This window comes from Devosia sp. LjRoot3 (genome assembly GCF_964252865.1).
Taxonomy (GTDB): Bacteria; Pseudomonadota; Alphaproteobacteria; order Rhizobiales; family Devosiaceae; genus Devosia.
In genome coordinates this window covers 354160-373599 of record NZ_CAXUPK020000003.1, presented here as the reverse complement: position 1 = coordinate 373599, position 19440 = coordinate 354160, and the positions used below count along the sequence as shown (strand labels likewise).

Sequence of the window (19440 nt, the reverse complement as noted above, 5' to 3'; positions counted from 1 at the left end):
CCACGGAACTCTGCCGACCCGCAAACGTTGGATTCGAGGGGCTTTTTCGGGAGAGCGCTATGAAAACCTACGATCCCCACAAGAGTGCGACCGAACTGCGTCAGGCCAGCTCACGCAAAATGAATTCGCGTGTGCTTGCCATGTCGCTGATCGGCGTCGTGATCGCTCTGGTGGTCATCTACATCATTTACAGCATCGCCATGCCGGCGGCCTAGAATCTAGGCCGTGGCGCGACGGGCGGCAAAGGCGTCACGCAATTGCGTGTCGATCCGGGCTGGCTCGTTGGCTGGAGTGGCGCTGTAGAGGCAATAGCGGTTGCGACCGCCATTCTTGGCGCGGTAGAGCGCGTCGTCTGCAAAGCGCACCAGTTCGGTTTCGTTGCGGGCCATGTCGGGCGCCGTGGCAATGCCGATGCTGACGCCGACCGTTGCTTTGCCTGCGGCCAGGCTGATGGGTCGGGTCAGCGCTTCCACGATGGATTGAGCCAGCGCCTGGGGCGCTTCGTGGCTGTTGATGCGGGGCTGGATGATGGCGAATTCGTCGCCGCCGAGGCGAATGAGTGTGTCGTCCTGGCCCAGCAAGGATTTTATGCGCGCGCCAATCTGAACCAGCAGCTCGTCGCCCGCTTGATGGCCGAGCGTGTCATTGACCTGCTTGAACTTGTCGAGATCGAGCGCGAGCACGGCGAGGCGCGGTTCGCCTTCGGATATGGCATTGAGGCATTCGCTCAATCGCGTCTGAAACAGGGCGCGATTGCCGAGGCCGGTGAGTGGATCGTGCTGGGCTCGATGGCGGGCCTCTTCGCGTTCGGCTTGAAGCTGGAACAGAGCGCCGCGGAGGCTGCGTAGTAGCAGTCCAACGATGATGATGCCGATGGCCAGGGCGGCCAGGAGCGCCGGCATGGCGGCTCCCACCAGGCGAGCGCCGGGGCGCTCCGGTTGCCAGGTTAGCCATGCAAACGCCTGGCCTTCGGCGTTGAGAATGGGAAGTACGGCGTCGGTGTCGGCCGGCGGTTCGACTTCGATGAATTTGGATTGGTCGATGCGATACTGATCGCCGAAATAGGCGGCGAGTTCGTCGCCGAGCAGGCCCACCGAGATGTAGAAACCCTCTTCGCCGACGGTCGGGGCGTTCTCGCCGCTATAGGAAAGGATGGGCATGACCGCGACGAGGGCCGGCAGGCCCTCAAAGAGTGTGAAGTCGATCGCTTGAGGCAGCGTGTCCGACACGCCGGCATTGTAGGCGGAAATTGCGGCTTGGGTATCGAGGCTGCGCAATTGCTCGAAGAAGGGCGCAAGCTTTTCGATAGCGTCGGCGGATGATTTGGCGGGAACCTGGCCCCCATCGCGGATGGCCATGATGGGTTTTAGGGCGTTGTCGACGACAAAGCTGCGATTGTGCCCGTAGAAGTCGAAGGCATAGACGCCGAGATTGTCGACCAGCCATTGCAGGTCGCCGGTTTCGACGGCTGTGACAGCTTCGTCCCACACCGCCAGCTCTTCCTGGGCGATGTACATCTGCGACTTCTGTTCTTGTAGAGCTCGTTCGAGCAGCAGCTTTTCTCGCGCCAGCGCATCGTCATCGATGCGTTGTGCTGACCAGGCAAGAAAGCCGGCCAGCGCCAGAATTGTGATGCCGGTCACCACCACGATGGGCAGGAGGAACCGGGTCGTGAAATGCGTTGTGTCCCGCAACTGCATTGTCGCCCCCAGAATGTGCAGGAACTCTCTGTCGACGGGCGTTAGCGGACAGTGAATCGCCCCGGGGGCTCCAAAATCTGAGTTAACGGCCTGTTTCGCCACTGCGGGGTGCTGGCCGTTGCCCAGGCGATGGGCTAATGCTCGGCTGGTCGATTCAGGAGGATGTCATGGCCAAGGTGCGCGCGCTGGTTCTGGAAAAGCAGCATGAACTCGGTCTGCGGGAAATTGACCTGCCGCTCGAGGTTGGACCGGGCATGGTGCGGATCGCCATCCACACGGTCGGGGTCTGTGGTTCAGACGTGCACTACTATACCCATGGTCGCATCGGGCCGTTCGTCGTCGATGCACCCATGGTGCTGGGCCACGAGGCGGCGGGTACCGTGGTCGAGGTCGGCGAAGGCGTGAGCCATCTCAAGGTGGGCGATCGCGTCTGCATGGAGCCGGGTATTCCGGATCCCAATTCGCGCGCCAGCCGCCTCGGTATGTACAATGTTGATCCTGCGGTGCGCTTTTGGGCGACGCCGCCGATCCATGGGGTGCTTACTGCGGAAGTCGTGCATCCGGCTAATTACACATTCAAGCTGCCAGACCATGTGAGCTTTGCCGAAGGCGCGATGGTCGAGCCCTTTGCGGTGGGCATGCAGGCGGCCACCAAAGCCCGCATCACCCCCGGCGATACTGCTGTCGTGCTCGGCGCCGGCCCGATCGGCACTATGGTGGCGCTGGCGGCGTTGGCCGGTGGCTGCGCTCGCGTCATCGTTGCCGATCTGGCCCAGCCCAAGCTCGACATTGCCGCGCAGTATCAGGGCATCATTCCGGTCAATATTCGTGAGACCAAGCTCGTCGACAAGATTGGCGAACTGACCGAGGGTTGGGGCGCGGATGTGGTGTTCGAATGCTCGGGCTCGCCGCGCGCCTGGGAGACCATCATGGACCTGCCGCGGCCTGGTGGCTGCATCGTGGTGGTTGGCCTGCCGGTGGAACCGACCAAGGTGGATATCGCTGCGGCCTCGACCAAGGAACTGCGGATCGAAAACGTCTTCCGCTATGCCCATCAATATGACCGTGCCATTGCGCTCATCGCCTCGGGCAAGGTGGATTTGAAGCCGCTGATTTCCGAGACGTTTTCCTTCGAAGATTCCAAGGCGGCTTTCGACCGTGCCGTCGAAGCGCGCCCAGACGACGTGAAGCTGCAAATCCGCGTCGCTTCCTGAGGCGGGAACCAAGTCCATGTCCCGGCGATTGTGACGGCAGCGTCACTTTCGGATTTTGGGGCATGGATACAGGCAATAGTTTCGGACTAACCCAGACTTATCTTCCCGAACATATCATCGCCATCAGACTGATCATCGCTGCGCTCTGCGGAGCGGTGATCGGCTTCGAGCGCGAGGTGCGCACGGCGGAAGCCGGGTTGCGCACCCATATCCTGATCGCGGTTGCGGCTGCGCTCTTCACCATCCTCACCTTCGAGATTTTTCACACCATTGGCGGCGGGGCGGGCACGCAGGCTGACCCCATTCGTGCGGTCGAGGCTGTCACGGCCGGCATAGCCTTCTTAGGCGCGGGCGCGATCTTCCGTTCAGGAGGAACTGTGCAGGGGCTGACGACGGGCGCGGGAATGTGGATGGCCGGTGCGGTAGGGGTCGCCTGTGCCCTGGGATTTTACACCCTGGCTGTCGGCACAACCATTCTGGCCGTTCTTGTGCTCGCCGCGTTGCGTGCCGTGGCACATCGACTCATCGGCAACAAGGAAGATGAAGACGATGAGGCGGATAAGGGGAGGGGAGAGGAAAAATTGGGCCGCGGGGAGAAGCATAATAGGTAGCCTGGCGGCGCTGAGGGACAGTAGCGCTGCCGGGCGAGATGCTTCTCCCCCCGTACGGTTGCGATCGGGAGGTATCGCAACCGTGCCCCCACGCCAGTTCACTTGGAGCTGAACCAGCCGTGTCAGACGTCGATGGTGCAGACCGACGCCTGTATTTCGAAGACGGAGAGCAACGCTTGGGAATGCAGGACACGGTGGTAACCGTGGCTCGCAGCGATGCTCTCCGTCCAGGCACGCAACCTGTGGACGCAGGAGTCACATGCCAACAGCATCCAGGCGCTCACTACGCGCCCAGAAATTCGCAATGCCCGCCAGTTCGTGCCGATAGGCATCGGCCTCTGGCTGGCGGAAGAAGACGGCAGCAGCGCCGGCTTCGAGATAGATCATGCGCCCGGCCCGATCGGTGGGGGGCACCATCACCACCAGCGCGACACCTTTTTGGTGCAGCCAAGCCTGATGGCGGCGGACAAACTCGAGGGTAGCGTGGCTGTGGTCCTTGAGGTCCACGACCAGCAATTCCGGCCAATGCGATTGCGGATCGCCCAACACTTGGGCGAGATCTGCAAACCCTTCCTCCTCGTCGCCATAATGGCGAACCGAGGGGCCATCATTGGCCGCCAGCACACGCATGAACAGGCGAGCCGAATGGCCGTCGTCATCGATCAGCCCGATGAAGGGCGCCTGCGCAAATGGACTGGTCACACGCTTACCTCTGCCCGAACCGCACCGGGCAAATCACACTTGTGGAAAAACATGCGGCCGCCGCGCCGCATGCTGGTTCAGAAACACTTTGGTGGTCTCATGGGTCCAGCAGGGCCTATCTGCCGGGAACCGTGTCAGGTTCATTGAATTCATTGAACCGACATCCGCCATATGAGGGAGGGCGGGCGATGCGGATAGGCAAACTCGCGTAAAATAGACGTAAGTCGGGGTTGCTTTTTACATGTAAGCAAGGACTATTAACCTCCATACGGGGGTAAAATGGCCGAGGCCAAAGACGATAGAGATGCGGTGCTGGCGGCGCTGGATCGCCTGACGGCTTGGCCTGAAATGGCCCGGTCGCCCCAGCTGACTCGTTTTCTCGACTACATCGTCAACCGGCGACTCGATGGCGATACGCAATCGATCAAGGCTTATTCCATTGCCGTCGATGTCTTCGGCCGCCCGGCCGATTTCGATCCGCAGAGCGATCCCATTGTTCGCGTGCAGGCTCGCCGCCTCAGGGCACTTCTAGACCAGTATTATCGCGGTCCGGGCGCTGACGAGACGCTGCAAATCGTGCTGCCTATCGGGCGCTATGTGCCTGATTTCATTGAGGTAGACCCGAGCACTCAGCCCGCTCCGGCGCCAGCGGCACCGCGTTTTTTCGACCTTGATGCAAACGAGAACCCTGCGCCGCGCGGACATGTCACCGTGTCCTGGTTTGTGCTCCTGATCATTGCCATAGGCGCCGCGGCGCTGGCTTATTCGCTCTCAACCTGGGGGCCACGGCAGGAGCAGCAGGTGACGCAGAATGGCGTCATGCAGCAGCCGAGCCTGCGGGTGATGGAGTTTCAAAACCTCACCGATGACCCCTCGATCACCGCATCGGTGTCCGGCGTAGCGGTTGAACTGGTCGACCGTCTGCAGCCGCTGAGCTTTCTTACCGTCGACTATGGTAGTCGCGGGGAAGCAAATGCCGAGCCGGTTCGGGCCGACGGGTATGTGCTGACCGGCATCATCAGGCGTGACCCCGGTGCGCCGTCCAATTTACAGTATAGCGTCATCCTCACGGACCTGACGACCAATAGCGTGGTCTGGAATCGCTCTCTGGTCGTCTCGGAGCGGCAACTGTCCGACCCCGGACGAATCGACCGGATCTCAAGCGACATCCTGGATGTGCTCGGCAATCCGCGCGGGCCGCTGCATACGCGGGCGCGCCTGTTTCTTACCCAAAACCCGCTTTCGGGCGGTGAGAACCTCTATCTCTGCCGCCTGTTGTTCACGATGTATCGTGAGAGCTCGACGCTCGGCGCCGCAGAGCGCGCGCGATCCTGTTATGCCGCGCTACCGGAGAGCGATCAGAAGACGGGTATTGCACTTGCGGCAGCTGCGAGCCTCTTGGCCGAGGAAACAGATAGCGGCAAGCCATCAGCCACCGCGCAGCTCGACAGGTATCGAACAGCAAACGAGATGCTTGGCGAGGCTGTGCGCATTCTGCCGACCAACAGCTTTGTCTGGGAGCAGCGAGCGCGTCTGCATGAGGTGCTTGGCGAGCATGGTCTGGCCGAGGCGGCCTATGGTACGGCTCTGCAATCGAACCCCTCAAATTTGGATGCGCTCGCCGCACATGCGCGGCATATGGCGTTCATCGGGCGACTCGAGCAGGCCATTCCCCTGGCCCAAAGGGCGCTCGACGCCCATACGATCATTCCGGATTGGTATTATGGCGTGCCGACGCTCGTTGCCATTCGAGAGGGCGATTTCGCCAAGGCCGGGCGCTATGCTGAGGTCTATGCTCGCTCCGACCGTGAAATGGGACCGGTCCTTGCCATTCTGGCTGCTGAGGGCGCTGGCGATCAGGCGGGGGTCATGCGGCAATTGCCACGCGTGCTGGAGGTTCCCAGTTTCCGCAGTGTCGGCATCGTGACGCAACTTCGGCGACGCATTACCGATCCAGCGCTGCTCGATCGTATTCGCACTGTGCTCGCCGAGGCCGGAGTGCCGCCGCTATCTCTCGTGACGGCCTACTAGCTCTCAGTGAGCGCTCGACTGGCTGAAAAGATTGATGACCAACACACCGGCGAGAATGAGACCGATGCCGATCAGGGCCGGCAGGTCCAGCGTCTGCCCATAGGCGAAAAAGGCGATGATTGAGACGAGGATGATCCCAACGCCTGACCAAATGGCGTAGCCGATGCCGACTGGAATGGTCTGCAGAGCCAGCGAAAAGAAGTAGAAGGTCACGCAATAGCCCACGACCACGACGACGGAGGGCACAAGCTGGGTAAAGCCAGCCGAGGCGCGCAGGAATGAGGTGGCGATCACCTCGCCGACAATGGCGATGCCGAGATACAGGGCGCCGTTCATGATTGTGCGTCCAAAAAATGGGTCCGACAAAGCTCGACGAAGCGCAGGCCGCGTTCTTCGAAATTCTTGAACTGGTTGTAGGAAGGCGCGCCGGGCGACAGGATGATCGTGTCGAATTTTTCGCGCTTTTCTTCGAGAGTGGCCACGGCCGTTTCGAGGTCTGGCACTTCGGTCACGTCGATATCTGGGGCTGCTTCGCGGGTGGCTGTGGCGAGGCGTTGTCCGGTTACGGGCAGGGTCACTAGCGTAGTCACACCACGTGGCGCCAGGAGAGTGGCGAGCTCGGCATAGTCCTGCTCCCGCTCGTGGCCGCCGGCGATCAGTGCGATGCGTCGGCCGGGATAGGCGGCCAGCGCGGCCTTGGTGGCTTCAGGTGTCGTGGAGATGGAATCGTTGACAACGGTCACCGAGCCAATGCGGTGCTCTTCGAGGCGATGGGGCAGGGGCCGGAAGGCGGCAATGCCGGCAAGAATGCCGTCCATGGTCGCGCCGGCCGCCAGGGCGATTTCTGCTGCGAGAATGGCATTGTCGAGATTGTGCGCGCCCTTGAGCCGCGAGCGCGATACGGCGCCCTCGAGAGCGATGGCCTGTTCTTCTGAGAGTGGCTTCACCAGCCGGCGATGGTCGCGCACGGCCTTGGCGACGCGCGCATTGCTTGCAGCGGCGTGGCCCAGCGCGACGGCGAAGCTGCCGTCCCGGTCAACCAGGTTCAGTTTGTCGTCGTAATAGCGCTCGACTGAGCCGTGCCAGTCGACGTGCTCGGGATAGAGATTGGTGATCGCCGCGATGTCAGGAATGAAACCCATATCGGCGGTCTGGTAACTCGACAGCTCAAACACGACGATGGCGTGCTTGTCGGCGATTTCGAGCGGGGCGAGGCCGACATTGCCGGCAAGGCCTGCATCCAGCCCCGAACGCGCCAGCATGAGGTGGACGAGCGTCGCCGTGGTCGATTTGCCCTTGGTGCCCGAAATGGCAATGACGGTGCGGTCCCCACGATAGGCGGCGCCCCAGAGGTTGAGGTTCGACGTCACTGCAATTCCGGCACCGGCAGCCGTGGCAAAAATCGGTTTGTAGCGCGACACGCCCGGGCTTTTCACGATGGTGCCGAAGCGCCGTGCGGCGATGGCGGCGGGCAGATTTGCGGCGGCGATGGTTTCCGTCTCCGGCACATCGGCGGCGCCGGAGTCCACGGTCACGAAGACCTGCAGATCGGGCTGGATGCGCTTTAGGAATTGCCGGGTCGAATTGGCTTCGCGCCCGGCGCCGTAGAGCAGGACGGGTTCGTCAAACCGCATAGGCGGCCACCTTCGCGGCGAGCGCCGGGGGGATATGGTGGTCGTGGCTGTCGGTGAGGCATTCGGCCATGGCCAGTTGCAGCCGCTCCTCGCCATATTGAGCGAAAAGATCTGCCTTTACGGCGCGTACGACGGCGTCCTGGTGCCAGTCGGCATGGCGGGTGAGCGTGTAAAAGCAGGCGGCGGCTTCGAGGATTTCCCCCACGCATTCCCAGGGCTTCTGTCCGGCAAGGCCTGCAAGTTCGCGGAACGAGCCTTCATATTCCGGCACTTCGAGCAGATTGCGGCCGAAGATTTTCAAGAGGCGTTCCTTGGCCATGAAGGGCGCGAAGATCAGGAAGACAAAGTGGCACTTTGGGCATTCGCCGCACCACAGGGGGCCGTCATTGCCGATCAGGCGGAAATTGCGGTTGCAGCTTGAGAATACTGCATCAAAGCGCGTGCCCTGGTTGAAAAGCGAGGCAATGCGCGCTTCGGAATAGGGACGCAGAAGTGAGAAGTATTTCAGCGCGCCGCCGGTGGCATTGCCGAGAGTGTCGGCGATCAGCAGTTCGAAGCCCAGCGACTTCGAATATTGGTGATTGGTCTCGCGCCCATCGAACACGACATTCCCCTCGCTGGCCGAGCGCTCATTGCTGAGCACGATCTGGTCGTAACCGAAGAGCAGGGCGCAGAGCGAGGCGATCATGGAATTGATCGCGGTGGAGGGCACGTGGCCATTGTAGTAGCCCGGCTCCTTGCCGAGGCGGATCATTTCGGCGTCGAGGGTCCGCGTTACATAGACTGGGGCACGGCCGATCGCGTCCACCGAGGTCAGGATCGGGCCTTTGGGATTGACGGCGAAGGGTGTGAAATCGACACCGACATGGCTCAGAAGTTCAACGCTGACGAGCGAATCCTTGCCGCCACCGATCGGCAGCAGCGTGCGCTCGGGGAGGTCAGGTGCGGGCTTGCGTTCCAGCGGGTCGTCGGCGGTCGAAAGGTTCAGTCGGCCGAAACGCGCCAGGTTGTTGCGCGCGTAGAATTCGCCGAGGCCGTTTTCGTAGACGTCGATGACGAAGGCCTTTTCGGCGGCGGTGAGAGCCAGGTCTGGTGCTACGATGTCGAAAGGCGCGCGGAGCTTGAAGTAGCTCACGCCCAGCACGAAGGCGGTCAAGTCGAGCAGCTTTCGGAAAGCGGGGCCCTCTGCCAGCGCCGCCTTGGCGCCCTTCGGCAGGCCCAGCACTTCGGTAAAGTTCAGCGCTCCCAGGCGATACGGAAAGCGGGCCTCGCCGCTTGCCGGGTCAAAACTGGGGGGCAGGATTTCAAAGGATTCGGTCACGGGCAACTCACGCGGCTTTGCACTACCATATAGGTGATTTGCGGCGATGGCGGGAGTGGGGCGAAAGCCGCGCGCGCTCAATAGATCCGCATCTGCATGCGCATGACGATTTCGCTGCCGATGCGCTGAAAACCGTATTCGCGCATGGTGCAGGACCAGCCGTTGCCGTTCTTTTCGATGCGGAAGAGGTTGTAGCGGGCCGGATCGTCCAGCGTCCCGCCCTGTGCAGCGCTAGCGGCGGCGACGCCGATCACCGGGACCTCGTGGTCCAGCCCCGGAATGTGGTGCAACGAGGAGCGGTGCGTGTGGCCGTGCAGGATCATTTCGGCGCCGCGATTGGCGATGACCTGGCGGAAGATGCGGTGGCCCTTGAGGCCGAAGGAGGGGTGCTGCAACTCGGCATTGGGCGGATGGTGGATCAGCACCACGCGGAAATAGCCGGCGTCGCCCAGGAGCTTCAGAATGCGGTCGAGCCGTGCTGCCTGCTTTTCTTCAAAGCGCCCGATGGCGAAGAAGGGTGCGGTGGGCACGGCGCTGGAACAGGAAATGATCGCGACGTCGCCAATACGGCGCACGAAGGGGAAAGGGGCGCCTTCAAGCGTCTCGCCCTTGAGATAGTCGCCCCACATGTCGCGCGCCATTTCGAGCGCGCCGGGCACATAGGCATCGTGATTGCCGGGGCAGACGGCCGTGCGCTCGCTGTCGCCCAGGTCCTGTAACCACTTTCCGGCTCGGCGTATTTCGGTTGGCAGCGCGAGGTTGGTGAGGTCGCCGGTGACGGCCGTGAAGTCCGCCTTCTGGTCCTGCATGTGAGCGACGAGGCGGGTCAGCGTTTCGGAGTTGAGTTCGCCGTGGCGCTTGAGCTTCCAGTTGAGATAGCCGGTCAGACGCTTGCCGACGAGATCGCCTAAAGACACCTCCGGCATGGGTGAGAGGTGAATGTCCGATATGTGCGCAAGCGTTGTCATCGGGAGGGGTTTTGCCAGAAGGTGCCGCGCAGGGAAACGGTCAATCGACCGCGATAGACGGATTTTCCGGGCAAAATCTGGTGACCGGCCCGGAAGAGGTGGGCGTCAAACGCATGAATGCGCGCTTGGCTGCATTGGAAAAGCGCGAAAAGCGCTATCGACTTTTGCGCAGGAAACGCTACCCCTGCGGCAAGTTCGACGGAGAAGCCAGTCATGATGAACCGATTCCAGCGCGTGCGCGCCAAGGTGTTTCTCACCATTATCGGGATCATACGCCACATGACCATCGGTACGCGCGTCATGCTGGTCGATGGCAACAAGGTCTATCTGATCCGCCATACGCTCATTCCGGGCTGGCAATTTCCCGGTGGCGGGATCGAGCCGGGCGAAACGGCAGAGGCTTCCGCTGCGCGCGAAACGCTGGAGGAAACCGGGCACCGCGTGACCGGCCCGATGGAGCTCTTTGGCGTCTATCACAATTCGAGCTCGGTCACGAACCGCGACCACGTGCTCTTCTATGTGGCGCGGTCGCACGAATTCGTCTTCGTGCGCAAGAAGGACCACGAGATTTCCGAAGGCGGCTGGTTCGAGATCACCAAGCTGCCGGAGGGCGTGACCCCGGCGACGTCCCAGCGCATCGACGAAGTGTTCGACGGTGCGCCCAAGCGGGACGTCTGGGGGTACTGAGCCTTAGTCCAGGAACGAGAGTTCCGGACCAATCGGCACGATGCGGTGCGGATTGATGGTGATGTGGCTCCAGTAGTAGTGCGTCTGGATGTGGCCGATATCGACCGTTTCCTTAACGCCGGGAACCTCGTAGAGCGCCTTCAGGTAGTGCGACAGGTTCGGATAGTCGGCGATACGGCGACGGTTGCACTTGAAGTGGCCGAAATAGACGGCGTCGAAGCGCACCAGCGTGGTGAACAGGCGCCAGTCGGCTTCGGTGATGCTGTCGCCGGTCAGATAGGCGCTTTCGCTTAGTAGGCCTTCGGTCCAATCGAGCGCGTCGAAGAGCTTGTTGGCGGCTTCCTCGTAAGCGGCCTGGGTGGTGGCAAAGCCGGCCTTGTAGACGCCGTTGTTGATGTCGTCATAGACACGCGCATTGATCGTATCGATCGTCTCGCGCAGTGCCTCGGGATAGTAGTCGTCCGTGTTGCCGGTCAGCTCGTTGAAGGCGGTGTTGAACATGCGGATGATTTCCGCACTTTCATTGGACACGATGGTGTTGGTCTTCTTGTCCCAGAGCACGGGCACGGTCACGCGACCGGTATAGTCGGGCTTGGCCGCCGTATAGACCTGGTGCAGAAAATCCTTGCCGAGGAGGGTGTCGCCAGTCGAGCCTTCGTCGGTCTTGAAACTCCAGCCGGTTTCGTCGGGCATTTTGGGCGAGACGATGGAGACCGAGATCAGGCCCTCGAGTTCCTTGAGCTTGCGGAAGATCAGGGTGCGGTGGGCCCAGGGACAGGCGAGTGATACATAGAGATGGTAGCGACCGGCCTCGGCTGCGTAGCCGCCTTCGCCGGTTGGGCCGGGGCTGCCGTCGGTGGTTACCCAGTTGCGGAAGCCGGAGGTGGACCGGACGAATTTACCGCCGGTCTTGCTGGTGTCGTACCACTTGTCCGACCATTTGCCGTCGATCAATTGTCCCATCTTTGGTCCTTTTTCGTCATCTTGCTGTCGGCATTGTCCGCTCACTTGCGTCCAGGCCGTGCTGCGCCGTTTCTGTTGTCGGCAAACTTAGTTGTCGCGATCAGAACCGATAAGGCACGTCAGGCGCAACAATGCGTTGTGCAATTGGGATACACCGATCCATTCGAAACAGGAATTTCAGCCATGATGCCGATATTCCCATTTACGGGCGACAATGCTGGTGCTAATGCGGATTTAGACGTGGAGGCGTCCAGGATGGTGAAGGTTTTGCAGATGTTCCGACGACCCTAGTTGGTCGTTCTCGCGCGGTGCCCAAGGGGTGGCCGCATGCCCATTTGCACGTAAATCTTCCCTGGATAGACCCATGACCACGCTCGTTGCGGCCGAGGCCGACGCTACCCCTGTCTCTGGCCAGCCTGTCGTTCGGCCTGCTACCCCTGCTGATGATGCATTTGTCGAAGACCTGCAGGCGATTGCCTTTGGTCCGGGCCGGTTTGCGCGCACGGCGTTCCGGGTGCGCGAGCGGTTCCCGATCGATCCAAGCCTGAGCCTGATCTCGGAAGTCGACGGTACGCCGTCCGGCTCGGTCTGGATGACCCCGATCAGCGTTGGCGGCATGAAGGGCTATCTCCTGGGGCCGTTGGCAACGCATCCGAATTTCCGCAAGCGCGGCGCCGGCAAGCTGCTGGCCCGGGAAGTGAGCAAGCGGGCTCTGGCGCGAGGCGAAGGCCATTTCGTGCTGCTCGTCGGCGATCAGGACTACTATTGCCCGCTTGGTTGGGTGCCGACGACCCCGGGCAATATCCAGTTCCCGGGACCGGTGGATACGAGCCGCGTGCTGCTGCTGGCCGATGATCCGGAACTGGCCAAGACGCTGACGGGTTCGATCGCCGCGTTTGAAGCCGGCGTCTGAGGGCGATCAAAACGGGTGCATCGGGGCAGGGGCTCGCATAAACTCCTGCCCGAGATGCTGAATCATCCGGACGCTCCCTTGCCCTTCGATACGCCGATTGCCGAGCTGCTTTCTGGCCGCTTGCTGGTTTCCCCACCGTCGCTTCCCGGCGCCAGTGAGCTTGTGCCCGACTGGGCGCCGCTCGAACCTTTTTCGCGGCCGCCGACACCTGCCGCGGTACTGATCGGCCTTGTGCGCCGGCCAGAGGGCCATACTGTTCTTTATACCGAGCGCTCGCCTGATCTGCGTTCGCATTCCGGCCAGGTGGCTTTTCCGGGCGGCAAGATCGATGCGGCGGATGCGCATGCGGGCGTTGCGGCTCTGCGCGAGGCCAATGAGGAAGTTGGGCTCGAGCCGGCAGAGGCCAATATTCTGGGCTATATGGAGCCCTATTTTACCGGCAGCAATTATCTGATCACGCCAGTCATTGCCGAAGTGATGCCGAGCGGTCCTTTCGTGCCAAATCCGGGCGAGGTTCATTCGGTTTTTGAAGTGCCGCTCAAGCGTATTCTCGATTCCGCCAGCTATGGCCGGTTTCGGATCAAGCGGGGGGGGCGAGAGCATTCTACCTGGCAAATCGACCACGATGGCCACGTGATCTGGGGCATTACTGCCAATCTCACCCGAAAATTCCGCGATCTCATTTTGGGTGAAGCATGATCCCCGACCACCTGCCGCAGACCGAATGGCTTGCCCGTCCCGATGTGCAGGCGATTTTTGCCGCGCTCGATGGGCAGGAGGGCAAGACGCGCGCTGTCGGGGGAATCGTGCGCGATACCCTGATGGGGCGACTGCGCCCCGAAGCTGATATCGACATGGCTACCGAGCTTTTACCCGTCATGGTGATGCAGCGCGCCAAGGCCGCGGGCATTTCGACCTATCCTACAGGTATCGACCATGGGACGGTAACGCTGAAGCTCAACGACACGACGGTCGAAGTCACGACGCTGCGGCGCGATGTCGAGACCGATGGGCGACACGCGCAGGTGCAGTTCGGGACCGATTGGACCGAGGACGCCAAGCGGCGGGATTTTACCCTGAACGCCATCTATTGCGGTTTTGATGGCAAGCTTTTAGACCCGCTCAAAGGGGCGGGCGACGCTCTCGCTACGCGTGTGCGCTTTATCGGCGAAGCGGCCGAGCGCATCGCCGAGGACGGTTTGCGCGTCTACCGGTTCTTCCGTTTTTCGGCGAGCCATGGCGGCGAGAAGCTCGATGCCGACGGGCTGTCGGCTTGCCAGCTGGCGGTGGGAAAACTCGATCATCTGTCGGCCGAGCGTGTTGGCTCGGAAATGCTGCGCATGCTGGCCCTGCCCAAGATTGCGCTGACCATTGCGGTCATGAACGAGATCGGGCTTTTGTCGTTGTCCCGCAGCGAGTTGTCGGCCGTGTTGCGGTACGAGGTGCTTGGCGGCCACAATCCCGCGGCGCGGCTGGCGCTACTGGCGGGCAGCGATATCGACGCGCAGCAGGAACGCTGGCGACTCTCGAATGCATCAGTTGAAGCCGCGCGGCGCGTTTCTTCGGCCGCCCAGCTGATGTCCGAGGATCAGGTAGCGCTAGGGGTTTATCGCTACAGGGACGAGGCAATTGAGGGATTGGCGGTGGCTGCGGCCCAGCACAATTGGCCGCGGGACCGCCTCATGGAAGCAGCGCGTGAAATAGCGCGCCTGCCCAATCCGGATTTTCCGGTTTCGGGCAAGGATATTGTGGCAAACGGCGTTGAACCCGGGCCAGAAGTAGGAGCGACTCTGGCCCGGCTGGAGACGCTTTGGGTTCAAAGCGCCTTTTCGCTGACGCGGGATGAGCTGTTGGAAACCTTGGACGTCCGATAGCTCGGCGCGTGGAAGTCAGTGCTTCGTAGTGCCCTTGGCATCTACGTCCACGATGCGTTCCTTGATCCGCTCAACCATTTCCGGGCGAACCTCGGTCTCACCATGGAAATTCTTGAGGTTTTCCACGGCACGACGCACCACTTCCGCCTCGCTTTCGGCTTCGGCCTTCCAGGTCGATCCGGGGATGAGCGTACCGGAATCAAAGCGTTTCATTGCGTTTTCCTCCTTTGAATCTCAAGGGTAAGGGAGGGAACGAAGCGGTTGAACCAAGGGTTCCATTATTCGTCGGCAAATATGCCCAGCTCTGAAAGCCCCAGGATGGAGGTGCCACCGTCTTTGCGGATCGCGGTTCGCGGCACGATGCCGGTCTGATCGGCAATGGCATCGGCGAGAATTTGCGAATGCGTCACCACCCAAACCTGCGTCCGTTCCGCCGCCTTGGCGATGGCGCGGGCCAGCGCGGGCAATAGGTCGGGGTGGAGGCTCGCTTCGGGCTCGTTGAGAGCGATGAGCGGTGGCAGGCGGTAAGAGAGCAGGGCGCCCAGCAGGGCCAGAAATTGCAGCGTGCCGTCGCTGAGCTCGCCCGCGCCGAAGGGGCGGTTGGGCAGATCGGGAAAGACCAGCGAGAATTCGGCCGTCTTGCCCGGCGGTGGCACGACCAGTTTGGCGCCGGGAAAGGCTGCGTCGATGGCGGCGTCCAGTTCGAGCGTATCGCCGCGGATATGCGTCAGCGTCGCAAAGACCGCCGCGAGATTGCCGCCGTCGGCATCGAGCAATGGCGCCGTTACGGCAAGAGCAGGGCGACGCAGCGGTGCATCCTGATCGGTGCGGAAGCCGTGATAGAAGCGCCAATTGGCGAGGAGATGCCGGACGGCATCGAGTTCGGGCACCGTGCCACGGACCGCGGACAGGGCAGTTTCACTGGCAAGCAAGGGGTCTTCGAACTGGCGGCGCGCGCCGCTATCGTCGCGATACCAGCCGGCCGGCCCCTTGCGCTCCAGCAGCGTCACGGCGCGACGTCCGGGAAGTATGAGGCTCTCGAGCTTGATCTGTGGTTCTTCTGCAAAGACGGCCTGGTATTTGGCATCGCCAAAGCCGATCTCGACGCGATAGCGTGGCAAGAAGGCGGCATTTTTCTCCGGCCCATCCATGTCGAGGCCAACTTCGAGGCATAGCCGCGGTCCCTCGGTGACGCGGCGATGACCGGCCCAGAGGACCGAGGCCAATCCCCCTTCGCGCGCGATAGACATGGCGAGGTCGCCGGTCGCCGCTGCCCGCACCAGTTCCAGACCGCGATAGATATTGGTCTTGCCGACACCATTGGCGCCCACCAGCACGGTCAGCCGTCGCACCGGCAGGCGCAGATTGCGGACCGAGCGATAGAATTCGATGTGGAGGTCGGTCAGGCTCATCGCTAGCCTTGGTTCAGGGCCACTTCACCGCGGGCGGCATGGAGGAGAGAATCGAATTGACGTTGCCGCCGGTCTTGAGGCCGAAGGTCGTGCCCCGATCGTAGAGCAGGTTGAACTCGACGTAGCGGCCGCGGCGCACCAATTGCTCGTCGCGTTCCGCTTCAGTCCAGTTCGTTTCGAAGTGGCGGCGGACCAGCTTGGGATAGATGGTGTTGAACGCCTCGCCGACGGCCTTGGTGAAGGCGAAGTCGGCGTCCCAGTCGCCGGAATTGAAGTGATCATAGAAAATCCCGCCAATGCCGCGCGGTTCGTTGCGGTGGGGCAGGAAGAAGTATTCGTCGCACCAGGCTTTGAAACGGTCGTAGTCGACGCCGGGGCGGCCCTCGCAGGCCTCGCGCATGGCGGCGTGGAATTCGATCGTGTCGGGATCGTCCTGGGTGCGCTTGCGGTCGAGCACGGGCGTCAGGTCGGCGCCGCCGCCCCACCACTGCTTTCCGGTGACGATCATGCGCGTGTTCATGTGCACCGCCGGAACGTGGGGGTTCCAGGGGTGGATGATCAGCGAGATGCCCGAGCTCCAGAAGGCCGTGCCGGCTTCTGTGCCCGGCATCTGCTTGGCAAAATCCTCGGAGAAGTTGCCATGGACGGAAGAGATGTGGACGCCGGCCTTTTCGAAGACGCGACCATGAAGCATGGACATTTCGCCCCCGCCGCCCGCGGCGCGATCCCAGGGGGTGCGCTCGAACTTGCCGGCAGGCATGTGGGCATTGGGGCCGGTGACTTCGGCTTCGATGGCTTCGAGGCCGGCGCAGATCCGGTCGCGCAGGGCGCGGAACCAGGCGGCGGCGGTGATCTTCTTGATGTCGATATCGGCAGGGAGGGTCATAGCGGGGGAAATGGACCTTCAGGAAAGCTCTGTAAAGCGGCCAATCTGTCTCATGGCCTCGCCAACTATCATGCTGCCGGCGAGCGCGACATTGATCGAGCGCAAACCGGGGCGCATGGGGATGCGGATGCGCAGGTCGCTGCGCTCGGCAACAGAATCAGGAACGCCGGCGCTTTCGCGGCCGAGCATGAGAATGTCTCCGGAAACGAAACGCGTGTCATAGGCCGATTGGCTGGACTTTGTGGTGAGCAGCACCAGGCGACGGCCTTGCCGGGCCCGCCACGCCTCAAAGGCCTCAAAACTGTCGTGCTGCTGGATCACCGCGTGCTCCACATAGTCGAGTCCGCTACGTGCCAGGTTTTGTGGCGTAATGGGAAAGCCGGAGGGGTGGATGATATGGACGGCAAGCCCAAGGCAGGCGCCCAGACGCACAAGCGTGCCGGTATTGTTGGCAATGTCAGGCTGATAGAGGGCGAGATCGAGCGACAAGGGCGTTGTCCCCGGGTCGTGCCCGGTCCATCCGAGAGGGTCGGCGTTAGGATATAGTTGCGCTTGAGCAAACTGTCACCCGTCGCGCACTGGACAAGCCCGTCCGACAGTGCAAAAAGAACCCCAACTGACGGACCGCTTGAGGGCGGCTGGCTTGTCGATTCTGCTTATGGTGTCGAGGGCTGGAGCCGGTTCCGTCATTTAGTGCATCGTACGGGGAAACGGACTTGTCCACGCAAGCAGAACACTCATCCACCAACCGGCGGGATTTTCTCTTCGTCGCCACTGGCGCCGTCGGCGCTGTTGGTGCCGCCGCGGTGGTATGGCCGCTGATCAATCAGCTCAATCCGGACGCGTCCACGCTGGCGCTCGCCAGCATTCAATATGATGTGGGCCCGATTGCCGAAGGGCAGTCGGTGACCATCATGTGGCGCGGCCTGCCGGTCTTTGTCCGTCACCGTACGGCGGCCGAGATCACGGAAGCCCAAGCTGTCCCGCTCTCCGACCTCAAGGATCCGGAAACCGACGAGGCACGCACCAAGCCCGGCCACGAACAGTGGCTGATCATGATCGCCAACTGCACCCATCTGGGTTGTATCCCTGTTGGCGAAGCCGGCGATTTCGATGGCTGGTTCTGCCCGTGCCACGGTTCGCACTATGACTCGGCTGGTCGTATCCGCCGCGGCCCCGCACCGAAGAATCTGGTTGTGCCGCCGTATGAATTCCTCAGCGATACGCTGGTCCAGATCGGTTAGTGGGGGCTTTTCCGATGTCAGAACATTCGACTTACGTTCCGGGAAATGCCGTTGAGAAGTGGCTGGACGACCGCCTGCCGGTGGTGCGTTTCGCCAAAGAACATCTCATGGACTTCCCCACGCCGAAGAACCTCAACTACTGGTGGACTTTCGGCGCCATTCTCGTGATGTGCCTTGGCGTTCAGATCGTCACCGGCATCATCCTTGCGATGCACTACACGCCCAACGTGGCGATGGCTTTCGACTCGGTCGAGCACATCCGCCGTGACGTCAATGGCGGCCGTATCATCCAGGCAACCCACGCCGTGGGCGCCTCGATGTTCTTCATCGCGCTCTATATCCACATGTTCCGTGGCCTCTTCTACGGTTCGTACAAGGCGCCGCGCGAAATCCTCTGGATCCTCGGCGTCGTGATCTTCCTGCTCACCACTGCCACTGCGTTCATGGGCTACATCCTGCCCTGGGGCCAGATGAGCTTCTGGGGTGCGACGGTTATCTCGAACATCTTCACGGCCATTCCCGTGGTCGGCGAAAACATCAAGCAGCTCGTGCTCGGCGGCTTTGCCGTGGGCAATCCGACGCTGAACCGCTTCTTCTCGCTGCACTACCTGCTGCCGTTCATCATCGCTGCCGTCGTTGCGCTGCACATCTGGGCGCTGCACGTTCCGGGCAATAACAACCCGGTCGGCGTCGAGGTGAAGGACAGCCGTGATACCGTGCCCTTCCATCCGTACTACACGATGAAGGATCTCTACGGCATGGTGCTGTTCATGATCCCGTTCGCCTGGTTCGTGTTCTTCGCACCTGATATTCTGGGTCACCCCGACAACTACATCATGGCGAATGCCCAGGTGACGCCGGCCCACATCGTTCCCGAATGGTACCTGCTGCCGTTCTATACGATCCTACGCGCCATCGACTTCAACGTGCTGTTCATCGACTCCAAGCTCGGCGGCGTGATCGCCATGGGCGGCGCGATGCTCATGCTGCTGATCGTGCCGTGGCTCGATACGTCCAAGGTCCGTTCGGGTGTGTTCCGCCCGATGTTCAAGTGGTTCTTCGCGCTCTTTGCCATCAACTTCGTTGGCCTGATGTATCTGGGCGCGCAGCCGGCAGAGGGTATCTATACCGTTCTCGCCAAGGTCTGCACGGGCTACTACTTCCTGTACTTCCTCGTGATCCTGCCGGTGCTGTCGCGTATCGAAACGCCAAAGCCCCTGCCAACCAGCATCTCCGAGAGCGTTCTCGGCAAGACTGCACACGCGTGATCGGGGCGAGTA

The 19440-nt window shown here is 61.8% G+C and carries 21 protein-coding genes; 10 read left to right on the top strand and 11 right to left on the bottom strand.

All coding sequences use genetic code 11. The features are described from left to right. Nucleotides 1–59: 59 nt before the first annotated feature. On the top strand, nucleotides 60–215 hold the full coding sequence (locus tag ACSQ2A_RS12865) for a hypothetical protein (protein ID WP_436072556.1): 156 nt from the start codon (nucleotides 60–62) through the stop codon (nucleotides 213–215). A gap of 3 nt (nucleotides 216–218) precedes the next feature. On the opposite strand, the gene ACSQ2A_RS12860 is transcribed toward ACSQ2A_RS12865, so the two are convergent. After that, nucleotides 219–1700, bottom strand: coding sequence for a diguanylate cyclase domain-containing protein (locus tag ACSQ2A_RS12860; RefSeq protein ID WP_436072555.1), 1482 nt, complete (start codon nucleotides 1698–1700; stop codon nucleotides 219–221). A gap of 167 nt (nucleotides 1701–1867) precedes the next feature. On the opposite strand from ACSQ2A_RS12860, the gene ACSQ2A_RS12855 reads away from it, so the two are divergent. Then, on the top strand, nucleotides 1868–2914 hold the full coding sequence (locus ACSQ2A_RS12855) for an NAD(P)-dependent alcohol dehydrogenase (RefSeq protein ID WP_436072554.1): 1047 nt from the start codon (nucleotides 1868–1870) through the stop codon (nucleotides 2912–2914). A 62-nt stretch (nucleotides 2915–2976) separates the two neighbouring features. Further along, entirely contained in the window at nucleotides 2977–3525 is a 549-nt protein-coding gene (locus tag ACSQ2A_RS12850) for an MgtC/SapB family protein (RefSeq protein WP_295409441.1), read from the top strand. Nucleotides 3526–3780: 255 nt separating this feature from the next. Here ACSQ2A_RS12850 and ACSQ2A_RS12845 read toward each other — a convergent pair whose 3' ends face one another. Next, entirely contained in the window at nucleotides 3781–4227 is a 447-nt protein-coding gene (locus ACSQ2A_RS12845; protein ID WP_436072553.1) for a hypothetical protein, read from the bottom strand. A gap of 279 nt (nucleotides 4228–4506) precedes the next feature. Between ACSQ2A_RS12845 and ACSQ2A_RS12840 the strand changes: the two genes are divergently transcribed. Further along, on the top strand, nucleotides 4507–6258 hold the full coding sequence (locus tag ACSQ2A_RS12840; RefSeq protein WP_436072552.1) for a hypothetical protein: 1752 nt from the start codon (nucleotides 4507–4509) through the stop codon (nucleotides 6256–6258). Nucleotides 6259–6261: 3 nt separating this feature from the next. On the opposite strand, the gene ACSQ2A_RS12835 is transcribed toward ACSQ2A_RS12840, so the two are convergent. From ACSQ2A_RS12835 to ACSQ2A_RS12820, 4 genes are all read right to left on the bottom strand, one after another. Continuing rightward, the gene (locus tag ACSQ2A_RS12835; protein WP_436072551.1) at nucleotides 6262–6594 is read right to left on the bottom strand and encodes an SMR family transporter; all 333 of its coding nucleotides are present in this window, start codon (nucleotides 6592–6594) and stop codon (nucleotides 6262–6264) included. Continuing rightward, the gene (murD, locus tag ACSQ2A_RS12830; RefSeq protein ID WP_436072550.1) at nucleotides 6591–7892 is read right to left on the bottom strand and encodes a UDP-N-acetylmuramoyl-L-alanine--D-glutamate ligase; all 1302 of its coding nucleotides are present in this window, start codon (nucleotides 7890–7892) and stop codon (nucleotides 6591–6593) included. Before murD ends, ACSQ2A_RS12835 begins: the two co-directional genes overlap by 4 nt. Then, complete coding sequence (locus tag ACSQ2A_RS12825; protein ID WP_436072549.1) at nucleotides 7882–9213, bottom strand: hypothetical protein; 1332 nt, start codon at nucleotides 9211–9213, stop codon at nucleotides 7882–7884. The genes murD and ACSQ2A_RS12825 overlap by 11 nt, the downstream gene beginning before the upstream one ends. Before the next feature lie 77 nt (nucleotides 9214–9290). Beyond that, complete coding sequence (locus ACSQ2A_RS12820; protein ID WP_295409425.1) at nucleotides 9291–10181, bottom strand: metallophosphoesterase family protein; 891 nt, start codon at nucleotides 10179–10181, stop codon at nucleotides 9291–9293. A gap of 213 nt (nucleotides 10182–10394) precedes the next feature. Between ACSQ2A_RS12820 and ACSQ2A_RS12815 the strand changes: the two genes are divergently transcribed. Continuing rightward, nucleotides 10395–10868, top strand: a complete 474-nt coding sequence (locus tag ACSQ2A_RS12815) for an NUDIX domain-containing protein (RefSeq protein WP_436072548.1) — start codon at nucleotides 10395–10397, stop codon at nucleotides 10866–10868. 3 nt (nucleotides 10869–10871) lie between these two features. On the opposite strand, the gene ACSQ2A_RS12810 is transcribed toward ACSQ2A_RS12815, so the two are convergent. Further along, a complete protein-coding gene (locus ACSQ2A_RS12810; protein ID WP_436072547.1) occupies nucleotides 10872–11831 on the bottom strand; it encodes a glutathione S-transferase family protein in 960 nt (319 codons plus the stop codon). A gap of 364 nt (nucleotides 11832–12195) precedes the next feature. Here ACSQ2A_RS12810 and ACSQ2A_RS12805 point away from each other — a divergent pair, with 364 nt between their 5' ends. The 3 genes from ACSQ2A_RS12805 (at nucleotide 12196) to ACSQ2A_RS12795 (ending at nucleotide 14618) form a co-directional block, all read left to right on the top strand. After that, the gene (locus tag ACSQ2A_RS12805) at nucleotides 12196–12744 is read left to right on the top strand and encodes a GNAT family N-acetyltransferase (RefSeq protein WP_295409416.1); all 549 of its coding nucleotides are present in this window, start codon (nucleotides 12196–12198) and stop codon (nucleotides 12742–12744) included. Between the two features lie 78 nt (nucleotides 12745–12822). Beyond that, entirely contained in the window at nucleotides 12823–13443 is a 621-nt protein-coding gene (locus ACSQ2A_RS12800; RefSeq protein ID WP_436072546.1) for a CoA pyrophosphatase, read from the top strand. Next, complete coding sequence (locus ACSQ2A_RS12795) at nucleotides 13440–14618, top strand: CCA tRNA nucleotidyltransferase (protein ID WP_436072545.1); 1179 nt, start codon at nucleotides 13440–13442, stop codon at nucleotides 14616–14618. Before ACSQ2A_RS12800 ends, ACSQ2A_RS12795 begins: the two co-directional genes overlap by 4 nt. 15 nt (nucleotides 14619–14633) lie before the next feature. Here ACSQ2A_RS12795 and ACSQ2A_RS12790 read toward each other — a convergent pair whose 3' ends face one another. From ACSQ2A_RS12790 to ACSQ2A_RS12775, 4 genes are all read right to left on the bottom strand, one after another. Further along, nucleotides 14634–14831, bottom strand: coding sequence for a DUF1059 domain-containing protein (locus ACSQ2A_RS12790; protein WP_295409405.1), 198 nt, complete (start codon nucleotides 14829–14831; stop codon nucleotides 14634–14636). A 65-nt stretch (nucleotides 14832–14896) separates the two neighbouring features. Next, the gene (locus ACSQ2A_RS12785) at nucleotides 14897–16030 is read right to left on the bottom strand and encodes an AAA family ATPase (RefSeq protein ID WP_436072544.1); all 1134 of its coding nucleotides are present in this window, start codon (nucleotides 16028–16030) and stop codon (nucleotides 14897–14899) included. A 13-nt stretch (nucleotides 16031–16043) separates the two neighbouring features. Further along, complete coding sequence (gene hemF / locus ACSQ2A_RS12780) at nucleotides 16044–16916, bottom strand: oxygen-dependent coproporphyrinogen oxidase (protein ID WP_436072543.1); 873 nt, start codon at nucleotides 16914–16916, stop codon at nucleotides 16044–16046. An 18-nt stretch (nucleotides 16917–16934) separates the two neighbouring features. Then, nucleotides 16935–17405, bottom strand: coding sequence for a tRNA (cytidine(34)-2'-O)-methyltransferase (locus ACSQ2A_RS12775; RefSeq protein ID WP_436072542.1), 471 nt, complete (start codon nucleotides 17403–17405; stop codon nucleotides 16935–16937). 227 nt (nucleotides 17406–17632) lie between these two features. Here ACSQ2A_RS12775 and petA point away from each other — a divergent pair, with 227 nt between their 5' ends. Continuing rightward, a complete protein-coding gene (gene petA, locus ACSQ2A_RS12770) occupies nucleotides 17633–18160 on the top strand; it encodes a ubiquinol-cytochrome c reductase iron-sulfur subunit (RefSeq protein ID WP_295409397.1) in 528 nt (175 codons plus the stop codon). Nucleotides 18161–18174: 14 nt separating this feature from the next. Then, complete coding sequence (locus ACSQ2A_RS12765; protein WP_295409394.1) at nucleotides 18175–19428, top strand: cytochrome b; 1254 nt, start codon at nucleotides 18175–18177, stop codon at nucleotides 19426–19428. Nucleotides 19429–19440 lie beyond the last annotated feature (12 nt).

What these genes read in the sequence shown, in the direction of transcription:
- ACSQ2A_RS12865 (WP_436072556.1), top strand. Translation starts at nt 60, where the DNA reads ATGAAAACCTACGATCCCCACAAGAGTGCGACCGAACTGCGTCAGGCC.
- ACSQ2A_RS12860 (WP_436072555.1), bottom strand. Translation starts at nt 1,700, where the DNA reads ATGCAGTTGCGGGACACAACGCATTTCACGACCCGGTTCCTCCTGCCC.
- ACSQ2A_RS12855 (WP_436072554.1), top strand. Translation starts at nt 1,868, where the DNA reads ATGGCCAAGGTGCGCGCGCTGGTTCTGGAAAAGCAGCATGAACTCGGT.
- ACSQ2A_RS12850 (WP_295409441.1), top strand. Translation starts at nt 2,977, where the DNA reads ATGGATACAGGCAATAGTTTCGGACTAACCCAGACTTATCTTCCCGAA.
- ACSQ2A_RS12840 (WP_436072552.1), top strand. Translation starts at nt 4,507, where the DNA reads ATGGCCGAGGCCAAAGACGATAGAGATGCGGTGCTGGCGGCGCTGGAT.
- ACSQ2A_RS12835 (WP_436072551.1), bottom strand. Translation starts at nt 6,594, where the DNA reads ATGAACGGCGCCCTGTATCTCGGCATCGCCATTGTCGGCGAGGTGATC.
- murD (WP_436072550.1), bottom strand. Translation starts at nt 7,892, where the DNA reads ATGCGGTTTGACGAACCCGTCCTGCTCTACGGCGCCGGGCGCGAAGCC.
- ACSQ2A_RS12820 (WP_295409425.1), bottom strand. Translation starts at nt 10,181, where the DNA reads ATGACAACGCTTGCGCACATATCGGACATTCACCTCTCACCCATGCCG.
- ACSQ2A_RS12815 (WP_436072548.1), top strand. Translation starts at nt 10,395, where the DNA reads ATGATGAACCGATTCCAGCGCGTGCGCGCCAAGGTGTTTCTCACCATT.
- ACSQ2A_RS12810 (WP_436072547.1), bottom strand. Translation starts at nt 11,831, where the DNA reads ATGGGACAATTGATCGACGGCAAATGGTCGGACAAGTGGTACGACACC.
- ACSQ2A_RS12805 (WP_295409416.1), top strand. Translation starts at nt 12,196, where the DNA reads ATGACCACGCTCGTTGCGGCCGAGGCCGACGCTACCCCTGTCTCTGGC.
- ACSQ2A_RS12795 (WP_436072545.1), top strand. Translation starts at nt 13,440, where the DNA reads ATGATCCCCGACCACCTGCCGCAGACCGAATGGCTTGCCCGTCCCGAT.
- ACSQ2A_RS12790 (WP_295409405.1), bottom strand. Translation starts at nt 14,831, where the DNA reads ATGAAACGCTTTGATTCCGGTACGCTCATCCCCGGATCGACCTGGAAG.
- ACSQ2A_RS12785 (WP_436072544.1), bottom strand. Translation starts at nt 16,030, where the DNA reads ATGAGCCTGACCGACCTCCACATCGAATTCTATCGCTCGGTCCGCAAT.
- hemF (WP_436072543.1), bottom strand. Translation starts at nt 16,916, where the DNA reads ATGACCCTCCCTGCCGATATCGACATCAAGAAGATCACCGCCGCCGCC.
- ACSQ2A_RS12765 (WP_295409394.1), top strand. Translation starts at nt 18,175, where the DNA reads ATGTCAGAACATTCGACTTACGTTCCGGGAAATGCCGTTGAGAAGTGG.